This window comes from Citrobacter sp. C13, assembly GCF_014596815.2.
Taxonomy (GTDB): Bacteria; Pseudomonadota; Gammaproteobacteria; order Enterobacterales; family Enterobacteriaceae; genus Citrobacter; species Citrobacter portucalensis.
Map to the genome: position 1 here is coordinate 3,588,930 of NZ_CP115024.1, position 21,090 is coordinate 3,610,019.

The 21,090-nt window shown below is 53.2% G+C and carries 17 protein-coding genes and 1 other annotated feature; of the genes, 6 read left to right on the plus strand and 11 right to left on the minus strand.

The genetic code is table 11. From position 1 onward, the window contains the following. Positions 1-37: 37 nt before the first annotated feature. Positions 38-1,342 (minus strand): inosine/guanosine kinase, encoded by a 1,305-nt coding sequence (gene gsk / locus IB222_RS17250; RefSeq protein WP_003831054.1) that lies wholly within the window; start codon positions 1,340-1,342, stop codon positions 38-40. Between the two features lie 152 nt (positions 1,343-1,494). Here gsk and aes point away from each other — a divergent pair, with 152 nt between their 5' ends. Next, on the plus strand, positions 1,495-2,454 hold the full coding sequence (gene aes, locus IB222_RS17255) for an acetyl esterase (RefSeq protein ID WP_126318996.1): 960 nt from the start codon (positions 1,495-1,497) through the stop codon (positions 2,452-2,454). Here aes and hemH read toward each other — a convergent pair. The 8 genes from hemH to IB222_RS17295 form a co-directional block, all read right to left on the minus strand. Beyond that, complete coding sequence (gene hemH, locus IB222_RS17260; protein WP_003831052.1) at positions 2,451-3,413, minus strand: ferrochelatase; 963 nt, start codon at positions 3,411-3,413, stop codon at positions 2,451-2,453. The genes aes and hemH overlap by 4 nt on opposite strands. A 162-nt stretch (positions 3,414-3,575) precedes the next feature. After that, positions 3,576-4,220, minus strand: a complete 645-nt coding sequence (gene adk / locus IB222_RS17265; protein WP_003021773.1) for an adenylate kinase — start codon at positions 4,218-4,220, stop codon at positions 3,576-3,578. Between the two features lie 231 nt (positions 4,221-4,451). Next, positions 4,452-6,326: a molecular chaperone HtpG gene (htpG, locus tag IB222_RS17270; protein WP_149384080.1), complete on the minus strand. Its 1,875-nt coding sequence runs from the start codon at positions 6,324-6,326 to the stop codon at positions 4,452-4,454. A 110-nt stretch (positions 6,327-6,436) separates the two neighbouring features. Beyond that, positions 6,437-7,042 carry a recombination mediator RecR gene (recR, locus tag IB222_RS17275; protein ID WP_003831050.1) on the minus strand — a complete coding sequence of 202 codons (606 nt, stop codon included), beginning with the start codon at positions 7,040-7,042 and terminating at the stop codon, positions 6,437-6,439. Then, positions 7,042-7,371, minus strand: a complete 330-nt coding sequence (locus tag IB222_RS17280; RefSeq protein WP_003021764.1) for a YbaB/EbfC family nucleoid-associated protein — start codon at positions 7,369-7,371, stop codon at positions 7,042-7,044. The genes recR and IB222_RS17280 overlap by 1 nt, the downstream gene beginning before the upstream one ends. Before the next feature lie 57 nt (positions 7,372-7,428). After that, positions 7,429-9,357: a DNA polymerase III subunit gamma/tau gene (gene dnaX / locus IB222_RS17285; RefSeq protein ID WP_003831049.1), complete on the minus strand. Its 1,929-nt coding sequence runs from the start codon at positions 9,355-9,357 to the stop codon at positions 7,429-7,431. Beyond that, positions 8,032-8,096, minus strand: a sequence feature (DnaX frameshifting element). Its footprint overlaps the gene before it by 65 nt. A 117-nt stretch (positions 9,358-9,474) precedes the next feature. Then, positions 9,475-10,026, minus strand: coding sequence for an adenine phosphoribosyltransferase (apt, locus tag IB222_RS17290; protein ID WP_149384079.1), 552 nt, complete (start codon positions 10,024-10,026; stop codon positions 9,475-9,477). A 193-nt stretch (positions 10,027-10,219) separates the two neighbouring features. After that, positions 10,220-10,597, minus strand: a complete 378-nt coding sequence (locus IB222_RS17295) for a DUF454 family protein (RefSeq protein ID WP_032934350.1) — start codon at positions 10,595-10,597, stop codon at positions 10,220-10,222. A 69-nt stretch (positions 10,598-10,666) separates the two neighbouring features. Here IB222_RS17295 and priC point away from each other — a divergent pair, with 69 nt between their 5' ends. From priC to IB222_RS17310, 3 genes are all read left to right on the plus strand, one after another. Then, a complete protein-coding gene (gene priC, locus IB222_RS17300; protein WP_188055281.1) occupies positions 10,667-11,194 on the plus strand; it encodes a primosomal replication protein N'' in 528 nt (175 codons plus the stop codon). A gap of 14 nt (positions 11,195-11,208) precedes the next feature. Then, positions 11,209-11,376 (plus strand): pleiotropic regulatory protein RsmS, encoded by a 168-nt coding sequence (gene rsmS / locus IB222_RS17305; RefSeq protein WP_065772037.1) that lies wholly within the window; start codon positions 11,209-11,211, stop codon positions 11,374-11,376. A 69-nt stretch (positions 11,377-11,445) separates the two neighbouring features. Next, positions 11,446-12,369: an Rpn family recombination-promoting nuclease/putative transposase gene (locus IB222_RS17310; protein ID WP_149384078.1), complete on the plus strand. Its 924-nt coding sequence runs from the start codon at positions 11,446-11,448 to the stop codon at positions 12,367-12,369. A 39-nt stretch (positions 12,370-12,408) separates the two neighbouring features. On the opposite strand, the gene mscK is transcribed toward IB222_RS17310, so the two are convergent. After that, positions 12,409-15,774 (minus strand): mechanosensitive channel MscK, encoded by a 3,366-nt coding sequence (gene mscK, locus IB222_RS17315; protein ID WP_149384077.1) that lies wholly within the window; start codon positions 15,772-15,774, stop codon positions 12,409-12,411. 128 nt (positions 15,775-15,902) lie between these two features. Then, positions 15,903-16,553 carry a multidrug efflux transporter transcriptional repressor AcrR gene (gene acrR, locus IB222_RS17320; protein ID WP_003831045.1) on the minus strand — a complete coding sequence of 217 codons (651 nt, stop codon included), beginning with the start codon at positions 16,551-16,553 and terminating at the stop codon, positions 15,903-15,905. A gap of 141 nt (positions 16,554-16,694) precedes the next feature. On the opposite strand from acrR, the gene acrA reads away from it, so the two are divergent. Then, positions 16,695-17,888, plus strand: a complete 1,194-nt coding sequence (gene acrA, locus IB222_RS17325; RefSeq protein WP_149384076.1) for a multidrug efflux RND transporter periplasmic adaptor subunit AcrA — start codon at positions 16,695-16,697, stop codon at positions 17,886-17,888. 22 nt (positions 17,889-17,910) lie between these two features. Next, positions 17,911-21,060: an efflux RND transporter permease AcrB gene (gene acrB, locus IB222_RS17330; RefSeq protein WP_126319003.1), complete on the plus strand. Its 3,150-nt coding sequence runs from the start codon at positions 17,911-17,913 to the stop codon at positions 21,058-21,060. The last annotated feature ends 30 nt before the right edge of the window (positions 21,061-21,090 follow it).

Sequence of the window (21,090 nt, forward strand, 5' to 3'; positions counted from 1 at the left end):
CCGGATAGCGTTATCGCTTATCCGGCCTATGTAAGATTTAACGGTCCCAGTACGACTCTTCCAGACTGTCTTCACGTTCCGGCAAACCGCGCGTCAGGCGCGGTGAATGCTGGTTCAGCACCTGATAACTCACGCGATTAGCATATTTACACACCTGGGCTAACGACGAATAGGTCAGCCAGGTGAACTTGTGCTTGCTGGAGTTAGGCACGTTGCTGCGGTGATAGCTGTTGGCGGTAATATCATGCAGCAATGCCGCCAGCGCGCCATCACCTGCGCCGTTGGTGTTCATTATCTTTTCAGGTCCGCCCATATACGGTGCGATGTGCGAATACACGCGCAGCGGATTGGTACAGTCTTTATGGCGCATGGCGCGGCTGAATTCGTACTGGTTAAATTCGGCAATAGCACCGGGCAGCAGCGGATGCTGGGTTTTACGTTTGACTTCTTCTTCCGTAAAGCCCGCCATATACAGACCCGCCGGACCCGCCGTGCACAGCACCAGATCCACCCAATCCAGCGCCTTGTCAGATGCCAGCAGCGGATCGTTCTCGCCAGTCAGCGCTTCAGCCTCTTCTTCATTCATCGCCAGAATAGAGACATGCTCTTTCAGGAATGCCTGCCACCACTGCGGGTTATCGGCAATGACGAATTTGGTGCCCAGGGTCAGAACCACCGGCACATTGTGTTTTTTGGCATATTCAATCGCCTTCATGGTCGCTTCCGGCATCGGCTCACCCGGCTCGCAGCGCACCAGATAAGACGTCAGCACCAGCGCGGATGCACCAGCAATCACCGATTCAGGGATGCTCTCCGCCCGTAGTTTATTCATATGCCCAGGGCTGATTGCGAAGGTACGCTCACCTGACTCGCCAATCAGCGTAAAGCAGCGGCCAATCGGTCCGTTAACGCCTTGCAGGTAGTTCAGGTCGGTACGGCTGGAGGTATTGCATAAATAGCGGTACGCATAGCTGCCAATCTCGATATTGCTGCACATCACGCCCAGCAGCACCGAGCGATCATCCGCCAGCACAGAGTAGTTGTGCATCGTGTTACCGATAGTACCGCCCGCAAACTGATGGGTGATCAAATTTTCACGCACCAGTTCCTGGTAGAGCGCTTCTGCGACATCATCGGCAATCACCAGAGAATGCCCGGCGCTTAATCCATAACGTTTTACAAAGTCATCATCCACTTTGGCTTCAATATCCACCAGCGTCTGGTCGATGCCCACCACCCAGGCTGCGCTGGTTTCATTTTCTGGCTGAATTTGTTGCAGCAACGGATCGCGCGCGCTGACGGGAAAATAGTGTTTGGATTTGCGTTTACCGGGAAATTTCATGGTCGATTTTACGGGTGGTTAACTGAGCGATGCATGGTAGCACATTCCCTGCCACGCATGCGATGCGGCGCTAAGTTTCAATATCAGACGGTGAGATCGCAGTTTAAACGGGATTAATTTCTACAATAACTCACCTTCACAAGGAGCGTTTTATGAAGCCGGAAAACAAGATCCCCGTACTCGACAGAATTTCGGATGAAATGAAAAGCGTGGTGAATTTTCATCGCGACGATCTGCCGCCGTGGCCCGCTGCAGATGACTTCGTGGCCCAGCGCCAGCACTACATTCATGAACGGCAGCTGTGGAATGCCGATGCCCCAGAGATGAATACCCGCGAATGCGTTATTTCTACCGCATGCGGCCCCGTGGCCACACGTATTTACTCACCGCAGCCCCATAGCCTGGCAACGTTGTATTATCTGCACGGCGGCGGTTTTATTCTCGGTAATCTGGATACCCACGACCGTATTATGCGCTTGCTGGCGCGCTATACGCAGTGCACGGTAATTGGTATCGACTATTCGCTTGCGCCAGAAGCCCGTTTCCCGCAAGCCATCGAAGAGATTGCCGCCGTCTGCCAGTATTTTCATCAGCACTCTGGCGACTATTCTCTTAATGTGAATCATATCGGTTTTGCGGGCGATTCCGCCGGAGCCATGCTGGCGCTTGCCAGCGCGCTGTGGCTACGGGATAAACGCATTGTCTGCGGCAAGGTGGCTGGGGTGCTGTTGTGGTATGGGCTTTACGGCCTGCAGGATTCACTGAGCCGACGGCTGATGGGCGGAGCGTGGGATGGGTTAACCCGCGAGGACTTGCAGATGTACGAAAACGCGTACCTGCGTAGCGCTGACGATCGCGAGTCACCGTATTATTGCCTGTTTAATAACGATCTGACGCGTGACGTGCCGCCGTGTTTTATCGCCGGCGCTGAGTTTGATCCGCTGATTGACGATAGCCGCTTACTATTCCAGACGTTGCAGGCGCATCAGCAGCCCTGCCAGTACAAAATGTACCCCGGCACGCTACACGCCTTCCTGCACTATTCGCGAATGATGAAAACCGCCGACGATGCGTTGCGGGAAGGCGCTCGTTACTTCAGAGCCCAGCTTTAACGGTAAGCGTCGGTCAGTTTAACCATCATTTCGATATGTTCCGGTGCGGCATTAAGCGCCGGAATATACTCATATTGCTTACCGCCAGCCTCAAGGAAAATTTCCCGGTTTTGTACCGCTATCTCTTCCAGCGTTTCGAGGCAATCTGCCGAGAAGCCCGGACACATAACCTGGATATGTTGTGTCCCTTTCTCCGCCAGCATTTTTAACGTTTCGTCGGTATATGGCGTCAGCCATGGTTCGCGACCAAAGCGAGACTGGAAGGTCATCATTACTTTTTCTGGCGGCAGGCCAAGCGCTGAAACCAACTCTCGGGTGGTATCACGACAGCGCTGCGGGTAGTCATCTCCTTCATCGGCGTACCGCTGCGGAATGCCGTGGTAGGAGAGCAGCAGCAAATCAGGTTCACCGTGTTGAGCAAATGAATCCCGGGCACTCTTCGCCAGCGCATCGATGTAGCTGCTGTCATCGGCGTAATCACGAATAAATGAAACGCCAGGAATACCGCGTTTACGCGCTAAGATACGCGCCAGTTCGTCCCAGACGGCCGCCACCGTCGAACAGGAATATTGCGGGTACAGCGGTAACACCACCATGTGTTCAACCCCGCTTGCCAACAGTTCATCGACCGCGCTTTCAAGCGACGGCGAACCGTAGCTCATTCCCAGCGCGACAGGGGTATTTGGTAGGCGTTCTGCCAGGGCCCGCTGTTGTGCCTTGCTATAAACCATCAGCGGGGAACCGTCTTCCATCCAGATTGACTGGTACAGCTTGGCTACGCGTGGCGCACGCAACGGTAAAATCACCCCACGCAGCAGCGGCCACCACAGTGCAGGTGACGTATCAACTACGCGTGGATCGCTTAAAAACTGGCGCAGGTAGCGCTTAACGGCTTCGGGGGTTGGGGCATCGGGAGTGCCGAGGTTTGCCAGCAGGATACCGGTTTTCGTCTGACGCATTACCGCCTCTTATCGATTCAAATTGTTGATAATTGTAGCGGAAAAGCGATAAAGAAGAACTAATTGCTGTGAGAGGTAAGACGAGAATTTGCCTGATGGCGCTACGCTTATCAGGCCTACGCGATAATGGCAGGCCTGATAAGAGGTTTATTACGCGAAAAATTAGCCGAGGATTTTTTCCAGCGCTGCGCGCACGTCAGCAACGGCCTGAGTACCATCAACTTTCGCGTATTTGGTGTTACCCGCCTGCGCTTCTTTAGAGTAGTAGCCGATCAGCGGAGCGGTCATCTGATGGTATTCCACCAGGCGCTTACGTACGGTCTCTTCCTGATCGTCTTTACGGGTGGTCAGTTCTTCGCCGGTCACGTCGTCTTTACCTTCAACCTTAGGCGGGTTGAATTTGATGTGGTAAACGCGGCCAGAAGCAGCGTGTACGCGACGACCCACGATACGGTCAACGATCAGTTCGTCAGGTACGTCAAACTCCAGAACGTAGTCCACGTTGATGCCCGCTTCTTTCATGGCGTCTGCCTGCGGAATAGTACGCGGGAAGCCATCAAGCAGGAAACCATTACGGCAGTCTTCCTGAGCAATACGCTCTTTTACCAGCGCGATCACCAGTTCATCAGTCACCAGCTTACCGGCGTCCATGATGTCTTTCGCTTGTTTGCCCAGCTCGGAGCCAGATTTCACGGCGGCACGCAGCATATCACCGGTGGAGATTTGCGGAATACCATACTTCTCCATGATGAACTGAGCCTGAGTTCCTTTACCCGCGCCCGGAGCGCCAAGCAGAATGATACGCATTACGAAAATCCCCTTAAAGGTTGTCGATATTTTTTAAAAAGCGCTAAACGATACCACCATCACGCAATTGGCTCAAGAAAGACGCCCGACGCTGAAACGGTTAACGGTGGGAAAATTAAAAATAAGGCGAGAAAATGCCGGATGGCGGTGGAAACACCGTATCCGGCATACTATTACGAGATGCTGTAGGCCGGATAAGCGTTAGCGCCATCCGGCATTACATTACGGGTATCAGGACACCAGCAACTGGTTCATACGACGGATAAACTGGTTAGGGTCTTCCAGCGTGCCGCGCTCAGCAAACAGCGCCTGATCCAGCAGCAGTTCGACCCACTCTTTAAACTGCGCTTCATCCTGGGTATCCGCCGTGCGTTTTACCAGCACGTGGTCCGGGTTGAGTTCAAAGATATATTTCACTTCCGGTACGGCCTGGCCCGCAGCGGCAAACAGTTTCGCCATCTGGGTGCTCATTTCATCCGCATCGGTGGTGACGATGGCTGGCGTGTCGGTCAGACGGTGAGTCAGACGCACTTCTTTCACGCGGTCGCCCAGCAGGGTTTTCACGCGCTCAACGAACGGCGTCAGCGCTTTTTCCGCTTCTTTTGCCGATTCATCAACTTCATCCGCCAGCTTGTCGATGGACTCGTCAGCTTTAGCAACAGACTGGAATGCCTTACCGTCGAACTCGGTCAGGTAGTTCATCATCCACTCATCGATGCGGTCAGAAAGCAGCAGGACTTCAATGCCTTTCTTACGCAGCAGTTCCAGGTGCGGGCTGCTCTTCGCTGCCGCATAGCTGTCTGCGGTGATGTAGTAGATTTTCTCCTGCCCTTCTTTCATACGCGACACGTAGTCTTCCAGCGACACGGTCTGTGCGGAGGAGTCAGTGTGCGTAGACGCGAAGCGCATCAGCTTAGCGATCGTTTCCTGGTTGGCGTGATCTTCCGCCGGGCCTTCTTTCAGTACCAGGCCGAACTGTTTCCAGAAGGTCTGGTATTTTTCCGCGTCGTCTTTCGCCAGTTTTTCCAGCATCTGCAGTACGCGTTTGGTCAGCGCGCTGCGCAGGTTACGGGTGACTGTGCTGTCCTGCAGGATCTCACGGGAAACGTTCAGCGGCAGATCGTTGGAATCTATCAGACCGCGCACAAAGCGCAGGTAGTTCGGCATGAACTGCTCGGCGTCGTCCATGATGAACACACGCTGGACGTACAGTTTCAGGCCATGCTTGTGATCGCGGTTCCACATATCCCACGGAGCCTGGGACGGGATGTACAGCAGGCTGGTGTACTCCTGCTTACCTTCCACACGGTTGTGGCTCCAGGTCAGCGGGTCAGTGAAGTCGTGGGCGATGTGCTTGTAGAATTCGTTGTACTCGTCGTCTTTGATTTCCGACTTGTTACGGGTCCACAGCGCCTGCGCCTTGTTGATCTTTTCCCAGGAAACCACGGTCTCGCCGTCTTTCTCTTCGGATTTTTCGATCTCTACCGGCAACGCGATATGGTCGGAATATTTGCTGATGATGGAACGTACGCGCCAGTCATCAAGGAACTCATCTTCGCCTTCACGCAGATGCAGGGTGATTTCGGTGCCGCGCTCGTCTTTGGTGATGTCGGCAACGGTGTACTCACCTTCGCCCGCAGATTCCCAGAACACGCCGTTTTCCGGCTTATCGCCCGCAGCACGGGTACGCACGGTGACTTTGTCCGCCACGATGAACGCAGAGTAGAAGCCCACCCCGAACTGGCCGATCAACTGGCTGTCTTTCGCCTGATCGGAACCCATGGATTCGAGGAAAGATTTAGTACCGGATTTCGCAATGGTCCCCAGATGATCGATAACGTCATCACGGTTCATCCCCACGCCGTTATCGGCAATGGTCAACGTACGCTTATCTTTATCGAAGGAAACACGTACACGCAGCTCACCGTCGCCTTCATACAGGTCCGGGTTAGACAGGGCGCGGAAACGCAGCTTGTCTGCCGCATCCGAGGCGTTAGAGATAAGCTCACGCAGGAAGATTTCTTTATTGGAATACAGAGAATGGATCATCAGGTGCAGAAGCTGTTTGACTTCTGACTGAAAACCACGAGTTTCTTGTCCTTTCATGTAGATCTACCTCAACAATGCCATTTTCAATGGTAAAAACACGTTGAGGGTGAAATGGGGACAAGCGGGAAGGATTTCAAGCGGAAGCCGCCGTCGCGGCCTCCGTTTGTTCAGAATTTAATCTTGTGTCGTCCTGCCAGAGAGTGCGACAGCGTAGTGCCATCGACCATTTCCAGCTCGCCGCCTACCGGAACGCCATGGGCGATACGGCTGGCTTCAACGCCATATTGCATGCAAAGCTCAGCAATATAGTTGGCGGTCGCCTCTCCTTCGACCGTGGGATTGGTCGCCAGGATCAGTTCGTTGATTTGCTCAGACTCCAGTCGCTGTTCGAGACGATCCAGCCCGATATCATCAGGGCCAATACCGTCCAGCGGCGACAGGTGTCCCATCAGCACGAAGTAACGTCCGGAAAACTGCCCGGTTTGCTCAATGGCGTAGATGTCCGCCGGACTCTCCACCACACAAATCTGACCGTTTTCCTGGCGACGCGGGTTCGAACAAATGTTGCAGACGTCTTGTTCTGTGAAGGTGCGGCAATCGGCACAGTGGCCGATTTCCGACATTGCCTTCGTTAACGCCTGTGCCAGACGCATCCCGCCGCTGCGATCGCGCTGAAGTAGCGTGAACGCCATGCGCTGCGCCGACTTCGGGCCAACGCCGGGCAGACAGCGCAGTGCTTCCATAAGCTGAGTTAACAGCGGGCTGGTTTGCATCAGAACGGCATCTTAAAGCCTGGCGGCAGCTGCATTCCGGAGGAAACAGAGGCCATCTTCTCTTTCTGCGTCTCTTCAATGCGACGCGCCGCGTCGTTGAATGCCGCAGCAACCAGATCTTCCAGCATCTCTTTGTCGTCTTCCAGCAGGCTTGGATCGATCTCCACGCGACGGCAGTTGTGCGCGCCGTTAATGGTCACTTTTACCAGACCCGCGCCAGATTCGCCGGTCACTTCCAGCTTGGCGACTTCTTCCTGCATCTGCTGCATTTTTTCTTGCATCTGCTGGGCCTGTTTCATCAGGTTACCCAGACCGCCTTTACCAAACATAGGTTTCTCTCTCAATCACGTTAAGGGATGACGACCGTCAAACCATTAGGCTGACGATCAAATGGGGCGAATACTCTCTTCGTCCAGCTCCGCATCGAAAAAACGACGCAGCGTCTGGATGTTATTATCCGCAATAATCGACTCACGCGCCTGCGCGAGCTTCTCTTCATAAATGGCCTGACGCCACTCCAGCGGCGTACGCACCGCTGGATTATCATCTTCAACGATGGTCAATTCAACCGTTGACCCCGTTAAGGAACTCAGAGCTTCGGCCAGTTTTTGCTGCGCACCGCTGGAATTTAGGTGTCGCTGCGTGGAACGCAGATGCAGGCAAACTACGTTGCCATTCTCTTCTTTCCAGGCATTAAGCGCCACCTGCTCCACCAGTTTAGGCAGCGAGAGCTGACTCACCTGGGCGGCCCACGGGTCGCGTTCAATGGCTTCAGCCGCAAGCTTTGCCGCCAGTTCCGGCGTTTTTTCATGCTCAAGCGCTTTTTTCAGCGCTTTCGGCGTGGCAACGACTTCTTTAACTTCTGCAACAGGATTGGTCGCTTTCCAGCGATACGCTTCTTTCTTCGCCGGTGCTTTTTCCAGCGCAGAGACCGCCGGACGCGCCTGAACACGTTCCGACACCGAAGCCAGTCTTTCCAGCGCAGCATTATTCACCGGCCGCGCGCGGGAAGCGGCTGCCGGTTCACTCTTTTTTGCTTTGGTTGCTCCCTGAGCGCGTTGCAACTGGCTACGCGCCGCTAACACCTGACTGGTGGCATCGGAGAGCGGCACATTCTGTTGCTGTTGTGCAGGCGCAGGCTGCTGCTGCACCTGCGTCGGGGTCATCACCGCAGTGGGTGCGACCGGGGCAAACGACTGTCGTGGAACTTCAGGTTCCGGGAGCGGCATGCGCGGATGAAAAGCCAGCGCACGCAGCAGCGTCATTTCGACGCCCATTCGCCTGTCCGGCGCATATGGCAGTTCCTTGCGCCCGATTAACAAAGTTTGGTAGTAAAGCTGCACATCGGTTGGCGGAACAATTCGCGCCAGTTCACGCATACGCTGTTCAATGGCGGCCATATCGCTGCCGAGCGCGGCAGGCGAAAGCTGAACCATGGCAATACGATGCAGCAAAGCCGACATCTCAACCAGCAGCGCTTCCCATTCGATACCGCGCGCGGCGGCGTCGTTTACCAGCGCCATCACGCGTTCGCCGTCCGCAGCAACAACCGCTTCAACGAGCGAGAGCGCCTGGTCGTCGTCCAGCGTGCCGAGCATAGTGCTGACCGCTTCGGTCGAGACCTGGCCATCGCCGCTGGCGATCGCCTGATCGGTCAGGCTCAGCGCATCACGCAGGCTGCCGTCCGCGGCGCGAGCCAGCAGTTGCAGTGCACGTGGTTCATGGGCGATATGCTCTTCTTTGAGGATATGCTCAAGCTGATGGCGAATCTGTTCGACATCCAACGCTTTAAGATGGAATTGCAGACAGCGCGACAGGATAGTCACCGGCAGCTTCTGCGGATCGGTAGTCGCCAGCAGGAACTTAACGTGCGCGGGCGGCTCTTCGAGCGTTTTCAGCAAGGCATTAAAACTGTGGCGAGACAGCATGTGCACTTCGTCGATCAAGTAGACCTTAAAGCGACCGCGCGCAGGCGCATACTGGACGTTATCCAGCAGGTCACGGGTGTCTTCGACTTTGGTGCGTGAGGCGGCGTCGATTTCAATCAGATCGACAAAACGCCCCTGCTCGATTTCCCGGCAATTATCGCACACGCCACACGGCGTGGCGGTGATGCCGGTTTCACAGTTTAATCCCTTCGCCAGCAAACGGGCGATAGAGGTTTTCCCGACGCCACGGGTGCCGGAAAACAAATAAGCATGATGAATACGCCCTAACGACAAGCCGTTCGCCAGTGCCGTCAGCACATGTTCCTGGCCGACGACGTCAGCAAAGGTTTGTGGGCGCCATTTTCGGGCTAAGACCTGATAACTCATTGGCAGGCTCTGAAAGGCTGGAGGGTGGATTCACAGGGGGATAATGCTAACACAACCTCGCAGCGACGGCGAGGTTGTGTGTCTCGGTATTCGTCTACCGAGATAAGATAGCCCGACTTAGTGGCCCGGGAATGGAACCAGGCTATAACAGGTCAGCCCCTGTTTTTCCAGACGCTGTTCGCCGCCCAGATCAAACAGGTTAATGATAAAAGCAGCATCGGTAACTTCACCACCCAGACGGCGGATCAGCTTCACAGTCGCTTCAATCGTGCCGCCAGTTGCCAGCAGGTCGTCCACAACCAGCACTTTATCGCCAGGTTTGATGGCATCAACGTGGATTTCCAGCTGATCGGTGCCGTATTCCAGCTCATAGGTCTCAGCAATAACTTCACGCGGAAGCTTACGGGGTTTGCGTACCGGAACAAAGCCGACGCCCAGACCCAACGCTACCGGCGCGCCAAACAGGAAGCCACGCGCTTCGGTGCCAACCACTTTAGTGATACCCGCATTTTTGTAGCGTTCAACCAGCAATTCAATGCTGAGGGCGTAGGATTTCGGGTCTTCCAGTAAACTGGTGACATCACGAAAGAGAATGCCCGGTTTTGGGTAGTCGTGGATGCTTTTGATGCTATTTTTGAGAAACTCAAGCTGCTGTGCTGTCGCGGTCATAAGTTTGTGCCTGATTAATACAGTATTACTTCACGGCGCACTAAACACTTCATCCTCGACGTATCTTGAATGATTTTGTGTCTATATAAGAGCCAAGGTTACACTTGCTTAACCTTTGACCACCTGCGCCTGTGCTCGAAAACGGTCGAATTTACTGGCTGTGAGAGACAATTGCAACAGCGATTATTGCGCTTTACTGCTTTTGTTGTTTTTCATCAATCACCGGGATCCGCCACATAAAAATCAGTAAACAGGCAAGAATAACCAGCAGCAGGCCGCGCACCCACATCATATTGACCAGCCACAGTGAAATACCAAACGTCACCAGGATCAACAAAACAGCGCGCGGTTTTGCTCCCGGCGGCATCGCACGGTGTTTTTGCCAGTGGCGCAAATACCCGCCGAACCACGAACGGTAAAGCAACCAGTCGTGAAAACGCGGCGATGAGCGGGCAAAACACCAGGCTGCCAGCAGTATAAACGGCGTCGTCGGCAACAGAGGCAATACAACGCCCAGCGTACCTAGCACTACCGCTATCCAGCCAATGATGATTAGAATAATGCGTTGCATAATATGAGTACTTAACACAGAGAATCGCTACTTTAGCATAACGGTTCTCATTTTCATCGGAGTGTTGTTGTGAAAACCGCCATGCTGTTACAGACGCTCGAAAACCAGCTTAACCGCCTGCGACAGCGTTGTGCTCCGCTGGCGCATCACACAACGCTTAGCGCCCGCTTTGACAGGCATCTGTTTCACACGCGCAGCACGTTGCTGCAGGCTTGTCTGGATGAGGCTGACGATAATCTTACTGCCCTGCGTCGTGCCGTTGAGCAGCAGCAACTCCCGCAAATCACCTGGCTTGCGGAACACCTTGCCTCACAGTTAGAGGCGATTTCACGTGAAACCGCCAGTTGGTCCCTTCGAATGTGGGACAGCGCTTCTCCAGGTCTGGCGCGCTGGCAGCGCAAGCGGGTCCAACATCAGGAATTTGAACGCCGTCTGGTTGAAATGACGCGTGAACGCAAAGAGCGTCTGGCTCAGGCTACCGGCTTTGAAGAACAGCAAAAACTGCATCGTGAAGTAGAAGCATTCGAGGCGCGACTGGCGCGCTGTCGCCATGCTCTGGCAAGAATAGAAAACGTGCTGGCGCGTTTAACCCGTTAATCCCCGGAGAATTTATGTCATTAGAGAACGCCCCGGACGAGGTCAAACTGGCCGTCGATTTGATTGTTTTACTTGAGGAAAATCAGCTACCAGCACGAACAGTGCTACGCGCGCTGGAGATCGTCATGCGTGATTATGAAAACAAACTTAAAACTGCGGAAGGCACCTCGCAAACTGATTAATTGCCCTCTGGTCTGCCATTGGCTTCGGTGTCAGAGTCGTCGCAACATCACGACGATAACGGACAGATCATGGAACGACTCCCCACCACACCCCACGACGCGGTCTTTCGGCAAATGCTGACGCAAAAGGAGGTTGCCCGAGATTTTTTGCAGATCCGTTTGCCTGAAGCATTTCTCAATATATGCGATATGGATACATTAACACTGGAATCAGGCAGCTTTATTGAGGACGATTTACATACCAGCTATTCAGATATCCTCTATTCCCTGCAAACAACACATGGACCCAGCTACGTTTACGCACTGATTGAACATCAGAGTAAGCCCGATAAATTCATGGCCTTTCGCCTGATGCGCTACGCAATTGCCGCCATGCAACACCATCTTAACGCCGGGCATAAGACATTACCTCTGGTCGTTCCTATCCTGTTTTACCATGGTATGGAAAGTCCGTGGCCTTATACCCTTAACTGGCATCACCTGTTTAGCGAACCAAAGCTTGCGAAAGCGCTTTACGGCAATGAATTTACACTGGTAGACCTGACCGTAATGCCAGATAATCAGATCTTGCAGCATCAACGGGTAGCGATGCTGGAACTCCTGCAAAAACATATTCGTCGACGGGATCTGAGTGAGCTATTGGATCAACTGGTCACACTCTTAACACAAGAGCATCTGACAGAATATCAAATCGACGTTTTGATTAATTACATGCTTAAAGCAGGAAATACCACGGAACCCGGCGTACTTGTCCGCCATCTGGCGCAGAGTGCGCCACAGTACAAGGAACAGCTGATGACGATTGCCGAATGGTTGGAAGAAAAAGGCAGAGTGGAAGGCATACAACAAGGGCTGGAAAAAGGGTTAGAAGAAGGTCGGCAGGTTGAAGCGCGTAATATCGCACAAAAAATGCTCGCCCGCGGCCTGGAACTGGAGCTGATTACGCACCTTACAGGCCTGACGCAGGAAGAACTGGTCGCGCTGGCGCACTAAATGCAATCAGGGCGGCAAATATGCCGCCCTGATTGCAACTTAACCTACCGAAGGCGTCGGATCATCACCTTTAATGATGTCACGCTTAACCTCGGTCACGGTATCACCTTTCGCGTTATGCAGGTGCACTTCGAGCTGGTTAAAGGCGATATCAATGTCGTTTTCACGGCACAAACGATCGACCGCACGGTTCAGTTCATCAACCGTGTGGCTACGATCGCGCAGTTCACGCACGTATAAACGCAGTTCATGATCCAACGTGCTGGCGCCGAAGGCGGTAAAGAACACTGCAGGCTCTGGATCGTGCATCACTTTCGGGTGTTCCATCGCCGCCTGCAGCAGCACTTTCTTCACTTTATCCAGATCCGAACCGTAGGCCACGCCGATGCGGATCACCAGACGCGTGGTGGTATCGGAAAGCGACCAGTTGATCAAACGCTCCGTCACAAATGCTTTGTTCGGGATGATCACCTCTTTGCGATCGAAGTCGGTAATAGTGGTGGCACGGATACGGATCTTGCTGACCGTTCCTGAGAACGTACCGATAGTCACGGTATCGCCGATGCGGACCGGGCGTTCAAACAGAATAATCAGACCCGAAACAAAGTTACCGAAGATTTCCTGCAAGCCAAAACCAAGACCAACCGACAGGGCTGCTGCCAGCCACTGTAGCTTATCCCATGAAACACCGAGCGATCCGAAGACCGTCATCGCACCGATGGCGATGATCGCGTAGTTAAGGATCGTGGTGATCGCATACGAAGCACCCTGACGCATCTTCAGTCGCGACAGCACCAGCACTTCCAGCAGGCCGGGTAAGTTACGGATCAGCGCCCACGCGACCATTGAGGCAATAATCGCAAACAGCAGACTGCCCATGGTGACGTCTTTCACCACCGCAGCTCCCGCTTCGGTGCCGTTGTAATGCCAGAGCGTAATGCTATCGAGATAACTGAACACGGTGATTAGATCGGACCAAATTGCCCAGAACAGAATACCAAACAGGGCAACCATCACCAGCATTGTTATACGCAGCGTTTGCTGGTTAACCTGCTCAAGCGCAATGGTCGGTTCTTCCTGCGGCTCGGCTCCTTCCGCCCCTTCTTTCACCAGGTTCTGACGACGCGCTAAGGCACGGCGCCAGGCGATACGACGTGCCGCCACACTCAATCCACGCAGTACCGTCTGATACAGCAGGTTCCAAAGGATAACCAGATAGACCGTTTCAATCCAACGGCCGGCCAGGCGCAACGTGGTGTAGAAATACCCTGTCGCCGTCAGCACCATTAATGCAATCGGGATAATTGAGAGGACGGTAATAGTGACCAGACGCAGGCCATGTGACTCTTTGTCACGCCAGCTTTCGCGGCACATTGGCCATACCAGGAAGGCGATCAGCAGCAGGTTGAGGAAAATAACTACCTGACCCAGCACATCGTCCATCAAATTAAGCGGCGACAGTTCAGCAATGACCGACCAGAAGTTAAGCGGCAACAGCGCCAGGCTAATACGCACGATCTGGCGGCGCCAGTGGCTGGTCTGCTGTGCTGGCATGCCAAAATGACGTATCGCCACGCCATCTTTTTCCAGCACCTTCCAGCACAGACCAAACACCAGCCAGAAGACTGTCATCTTCTTACTGAACGCCCACAGCAGGTCGCTGATATTCAACTGCATGGTAAGCAGAATCAGGCCCACGGCGAGGATAATCAGGCACGCCGGCAACGCTCTGATCAGATCGATCAGTATCGCTTTTGGCGTATTGAGCTGACTGTCATTACGCAGATTCCCTACTGCGGCGGCTAATTTCGCCTGATACTCTTTCAGCCATTTCAAACGCCAGCGGATTAACCCGGCAATAAGCAGCAGCGGCAGGCCCGCCAGGAACGCAATAAAGACCGCTGGCCAGGCTTTTTCCCAGTTCACTGTGATTTTCATCGACTTAAACTGGTCTTTGAGCGTTTGCGGGAAGGCTTTGATCCAGTCCCAGTCCATCGGACGGTTACTATTAACCCAGAAGATTTGCTGCGTGAGGATCCCTTTCAGGTTCTTCGACACGCTCATTAGCTGCTGTTGATTGATTTGCAGGTTAATCGCCATCATCAACTGGTTGCCCAGCTGCTTGTTCAGCTGATCCAACAGTTCACGGCGCATATCCACAACCTGCAGCAGGGCATCATGGACTTCACCATTCACTTCGTTGCTGTGCCCTTCTTCCAGTTTGGCGACAAACGCATCGTTCTGGAATAGCGCATCGCGCTGCTGGTTAATCTCAAACTGTTCCAGACGCAAATCAGCGATCCGGTTAGTCATATCGGCAAGTTCATCCGCCGACGGCAGTGTTTGTTGTTGCTGATACAGAATACGCGACAGCAGCAGACTGCCTTTCAGGACAGCGATCTGTTCTTTAATATTGCGTTCGGATTGCAGCGCGCGGTCAAGCCAGTTTTTGACTTTGATATTCTGCTGCATTAGGTTGTTGCCGTTTTCGGTCGCGGCAATCAGGCGCTGACTTAGCTGATGGTTAACATCCAGTTCCTGCTTCACTAACGGATTTGACTGAATACGCTCGGCTTCATCCGGCGTTACCGCTTCCTGAGCCGTCTTTTCGGTTAACGTCAGTCGTTTGCTGTTCACCGCTTCTTGCAGGAGCTGGAGCTGATGTTCAAGCCGGTTACTGTTAGCTGTTACGTAGTCACGTTGTTTTTGCAAGGTATCCTGCAAAACAGTATTGCCTTCCAGGCTCTTACGCTGTTGGTCGATCTGCGCATTCAGCAGCGCCTGCTGCGCCTGCAGCAACACCTGCTGGCTGGGGCGTAACGCCGCCTCTCCCACATTGGTGCCATCGAGTCGATTGCGGATTTGCTGCATTTGCTGCGACGCGGTGTACATCGCATTCTGCACACGCTCTGGCTGCGTCTGGAGCGACACCAGTTGGCTGTTGTAAACGGCAAGATCGTTTTGCGCACTTTGCAGGTCATCCAAAACCTGTGCCACGCGCGACTCAAGCTGTCGCAAGGAGAGTGTACTCAGCGTCTTTCGCGTTTCATCGTCGTTATCGACATCGCTGAGCGAATTTAACGCATCCGTCGCCTGACGCATTTTCTCCGGTGCCTGGGCAACTTTCTGGCGAAGCTGTACGGTCTCATCTTTCACGCGATCGATTTTATCCAACGTGGCGATGGTATCGATGAGATCCTGTTGGACCAGCTTATCCTGCGCGGAGAGATCTTTTTGTTTACTCAGCGCGTCCAGTTGGCTCTGAATATCCGCTTTCGTCGGCAGTTCACCACTCTGTTGCGCCCGCGCAAAAGCAGACGACTGGCAAGATAGCAAGAGAATGAAGAAAAGAATGGTAATAGCAATAAGATGCTGTGAACGTTTATAGAGCTGCAACATAGTCATGAGAATGAACGTTTCTGAACCGGAAAAGTGACCGAAAATAGTCAAGCGGCAAGAATATCACGGCTGTGACCGGCAGAATAGCAGCAGGCAAAACGACCAGGAGAATTCCTGGTACAGGCCCAAAACGTTTAGTGGATTTCCGCCACGCCAAGCCGCAGAGTTGGGCACATAAGGCACATCTCCAGCAGCACAGCCACGTATTCCCGAGCTTCTTTTTTCAGATCAAACGATTCGGGGGCAAATAACCAGTTTTCTATGATTCCGGTAATGTAGCTACGCAACAGGACCGCCACGCGACGGGTGTTCAGGTTTTCCGGCAGCATATTGGCATCCATACAGTGCCGCAATGTTTGTTCGATACGATCGTAATTTTCAATACAAAGATGGCGTTGAGCTAACTGAACAGAGGCCATTTCCCCGACAAATTCGCATTTGTGGAATATAATTTCCAGCAACAAACGTCGGCGTTCTTCTGTCACGGTAGCTTCAAGAACGTAAATTAAAATTTCTCTTAATACTGATAGTGGATCGTCGGGGAATTTTGCCTGATACTCAGTCTCTAACTCATCAATGTTAGGTTTTGCTAGCTCCCAGATTTCACTGAATAAATCCGACTTGTTTTTGAAATGCCAATAAATCGCGCCGCGCGTGACACCAGCGGCTTTTGCGATCTCCGCAAGCGAGGTGGATGATACCCCTTGTTGCGAAAACAAATGCAGAGCAACATCGAGAATATGCTGTCGTGTTTCCTGTGCTTGTTGTTTGGTTTTTCGTGCCATATGTCAGTGAATTTACAGGCGTTAGATTTACATACATTTGTGAATGTATGTACCATAGCACGACGATAATATAAACGCAGCAATGGGTTTATGGGCTTTAAGCCATTGATCAATTTGAAATCGGACACTCGAGGTTTACATATGAACAAAAACAGAGGGTTAACGCCTCTGGCAGTCGTTCTGATGCTCTCAGGCAGCTTAGCGCTAACAGGATGTGACGACAAACAGGCCCAACAAGGGGGCCAGCAGATGCCAGAGGTTGGAGTTGTTACACTCAAAACTGAACCTCTACAGATAACAACCGAGCTTCCGGGTCGCACCAGTGCGTTTCGCATCGCAGAAGTTCGCCCTCAGGTTAGCGGTATTATCCTGAAGCGTAATTTCACCGAAGGTGGTGACATCGAAGCGGGTGTATCTCTCTATCAGATTGATCCTGCGACTTACCAGGCCGCTTACGAAAGCGCAAAAGGCGATCTGGCCAAAGCACAAGCCGCAGCAAATATCGCTCAACTGACGGTTAAACGTTATCAGAAACTGTTGGGTACTAAGTACATCAGTCAACAGGATTACGATAGCGCGCTGGCAGACGCACAGCAGGCAAACGCCGCCGTTGTTGCCGCAAAAGCCGCGGTAGAAACAGCACGCATCAATCTGGCCTATACCAAAGTGACGTCGCCGATCAGCGGCCGCATTGGTAAATCATCCGTTACGGAAGGGGCTCTGGTGCAAAACGGTCAAGCGAACGCACTGGCGACAGTTCAACAGCTGGACCCGATCTACGTGGACGTGACGCAGTCAAGCAACGACTTCCTGCGCCTGAAACAAGAGCTGGCCAACGGCACGCTGAAGCAAGAGAACGGCAAAGCGAAAGTCGAACTGGTAACCAATGACGGCATTAAATTCCCGCAGTCCGGTACGCTGGAGTTTTCTGATGTGACGGTTGATCAAACCACCGGGTCGATTACGTTACGCGCAATCTTCCCTAACCCGGATCACACCTTACTGCCGGGTATGTTCGTCCGTGCACGTCTGGAAGAAGGGATTAACCCAACTGCATTACTGGTTCCACAGCAAGGCGTTACCCGTACACCGCGTGGCGATGCCAGTGCATTGGTTATCGGTGCAGACAACAAAGTTGAAACTCGTCAAATTGTCGCCGCACAAGCGATTGGCGACAAATGGTTAGTCACTGATGGACTTAAGCCGGGCGACCGCGTGATTGTTACTGGGCTGCAGAAAGTACGTCCTGGCGCGCAGGTAAAAGCGCAGGAAATCACCGCTGATAACAACCAGCAAGGCCAAAGCGGTAGCCAGCCTGAACAGTCCAAGTCTTAACTTAAACAGGAGCCGTTAAGACATGCCTAATTTCTTTATCGATCGCCCAATATTTGCGTGGGTGATCGCCATTATCATCATGTTGGCAGGGGGGCTCGCGATCCTCAAATTGCCGGTAGCGCAATATCCGACTATTGCACCGCCAGCAGTGACGATCTCCGCGACCTACCCTGGCGCTGATGCCAAAACAGTACAGGATACTGTTACGCAGGTTATCGAACAGAACATGAACGGTATCGATAACCTGATGTACATGTCCTCTAACAGTGACTCCACGGGTACCGTGCAGATCACCCTAACCTTCCAGTCTGGTACTGATGCGGATATCGCGCAGGTTCAGGTGCAGAACAAACTGCAGCTGGCCATGCCGTTGCTGCCGCAGGAAGTACAGCAGCAAGGGGTTAGCGTTGAGAAGTCATCCAGTAGCTTCCTGATGGTTGTCGGTGTTATCAACACCAACGGCACCATGACGCAGGAGGATATTTCCGACTACGTTGGCGCCAACATGAAGGACGCTATTAGCCGTACTTCAGGCGTGGGTGATGTTCAGCTGTTTGGTTCTCAGTACGCGATGCGTATCTGGATGGATCCGAACAAACTGAACAACTTCCAGCTGACGCCGGTTGATGTAATCAGCGCCATCAAGGCGCAGAACGCCCAGGTTGCAGCCGGTCAGTTAGGTGGTACGCCACCGGTTAAAGGCCAGCAGCTTAACGCGTCAATCATCGCGCAAACCCGTCTGACCTCCGCTGATGAGTTCAGCAAAATTCTGCTGAAAGTGAATCAGGATGGTTCCCAGGTTCGTCTGCGTGACGTGGCGAAAGTGGAACTGGGCGGTGAGAACTACGACATCATTGCGAAGTTCAACGGTAAACCGGCATCCGGTCTGGGTATCAAGCTGGCGACAGGTGCTAACGCCCTGGATACAGCAAACGCTATCCGCGAAGAACTGAAGAAGATGGAGCCGTTCTTCCCGTCAGGTCTGAAGATCGTTTACCCATATGACACCACGCCGTTCGTGAAAATCTCTATTCACGAAGTAGTAAAAACGCTGGCGGAAGCAATCATCCTCGTGTTCCTGGTAATGTATCTGTTCCTGCAGAACTTCCGCGCGACGCTGATTCCGACTATCGCCGTGCCGGTGGTGCTCTTGGGTACGTTTGCCGTCCTTGCGATTTTCGGCTTCTCGATAAACACCCTGACGATGTTCGGGATGGTACTCGCCATCGGCCTGCTGGTGGATGACGCCATCGTTGTGGTCGAGAACGTTGAACGTGTAATGGCTGAGGAAGGACTACCGCCGAAGGAAGCAACGCGTAAATCGATGGGCCAGATTCAGGGCGCACTGGTCGGTATCGCGATGGTACTGTCAGCGGTATTTATCCCAATGGCGTTCTTCGGTGGTTCTACCGGTGCAATTTACCGTCAGTTCTCCATCACCATTGTTTCTGCGATGGCGTTGTCTGTACTGGTGGCATTGATTCTGACCCCTGCCCTGTGTGCGACCATGCTCAAACCGATTGCTAAAGGCGATCACGGAGAAGGCAAAAAAGGCTTCTTCGGCTGGTTTAACCGCATGTTCGATAAGAGCACGCATCATTACACCGATAGCGTGGGCGGTATTCTGCGCAGCACCGGTCGTTATCTGGCGCTGTATCTGATCATCGTCGTGGGCATGGCCTATCTGTTCGTTCGTCTGCCAAGTTCGTTCCTGCCAGATGAAGACCAGGGGGTATTCCTGTCTATGGCTCAGCTGCCAGCGGGTGCAACGCAAGAGCGTACCCAGAAGGTGCTGGACGAAATGACGGATTACTACCTGACCAAGGAAAAAGCGAACGTTGAATCGGTGTTTGCCGTTAACGGTTTCGGTTTTGCTGGTCGTGGTCAGAACACCGGTATCGCGTTCGTTTCTCTGAAAGACTGGAGTGAACGTCCAGGTGAAGAGAACAAGGTTGAGGCGATTACTCAACGTGCGATGGGCGCATTCTCACAGATTAAAGACGCGATGGTCTTTGCCTTTAACCTGCCAGCGATTGTGGAGTTAGGGACCGCGACCGGTTTCGACTTCCAGTTGATTGACCAGGCAGGCTTAGGTCATGAGAAGCTGACTCAGGCGCGTAACCAGCTGTTTGGTGAAGTCGCGAAGCATCCTGATCTGTTGGTCGGTGTTCGTCCTAACGGTCTGGAAGATACGCCGCAGTTCAAGATCGATATCGATCAGGAAAAAGCGCAGGCTCTGGGCGTTTCCATAAGTGATATTAATACAACGCTGGGTGCAGCGTGGGGCGGAAGCTACGTGAATGACTTCATCGACCGTGGTCGTGTGAAGAAAGTTTACGTCATGTCTGAAGCGAAATACCGTATGTTGCCGGAAGATATTGGAAACTGGTACGTCCGTGGTAGCGATGGGCAGATGGTACCGTTCTCCGCCTTCTCTACCTCACGTTGGGAATACGGTTCGCCGCGTCTGGAACGCTATAACGGTTTGCCTTCCATGGAAATCTTAGGCCAGGCCGCTCCGGGTAAAAGTACCGGTGAAGCCATGGCAATGATGGAGCAACTGGCCAGCAAACTGCCTTCCGGTATCGGTTATGACTGGACCGGTATGTCCTACCAGGAACGACTGTCCGGCAACCAGGCCCCTGCCCTGTATGCCATTTCACTGATCGTCGTGTTCTTGTGTCTGGCAGCGTTGTACGAGAGCTGGTCAATTCCGTTCTCCGTAATGCTGGTGGTACCGCTGGGTGTTATCGGTGCATTGCTGGCAGCAACGTTCCGCGGCCTGACCAACGACGTTTACTTCCAGGTAGGCCTGCTCACAACCATTGGGTTATCGGCGAAGAACGCGATACTTATCGTCGAATTCGCCAAAGACTTGATGGATAAAGAGGGTAAAGGTCTGATAGAGGCGACGCTGGACGCAGTACGCATGCGTTTACGTCCAATCCTGATGACGTCACTGGCCTTTATTCTGGGCGTAATGCCGCTGGTCATCAGCTCCGGCGCAGGTTCCGGTGCACAGAACGCCGTTGGTACTGGCGTAATGGGCGGGATGGTGACGGCAACCGTGTTGGCGATCTTCTTTGTTCCGGTGTTCTTTGTGGTGGTACGCCGCCGCTTTAGCCGCAAAAATGAAGATATTGAGCATAGCCACTCAGTAGACCATCATTGATACATCTCTAAAGATAAGGCCGCGCAAGCG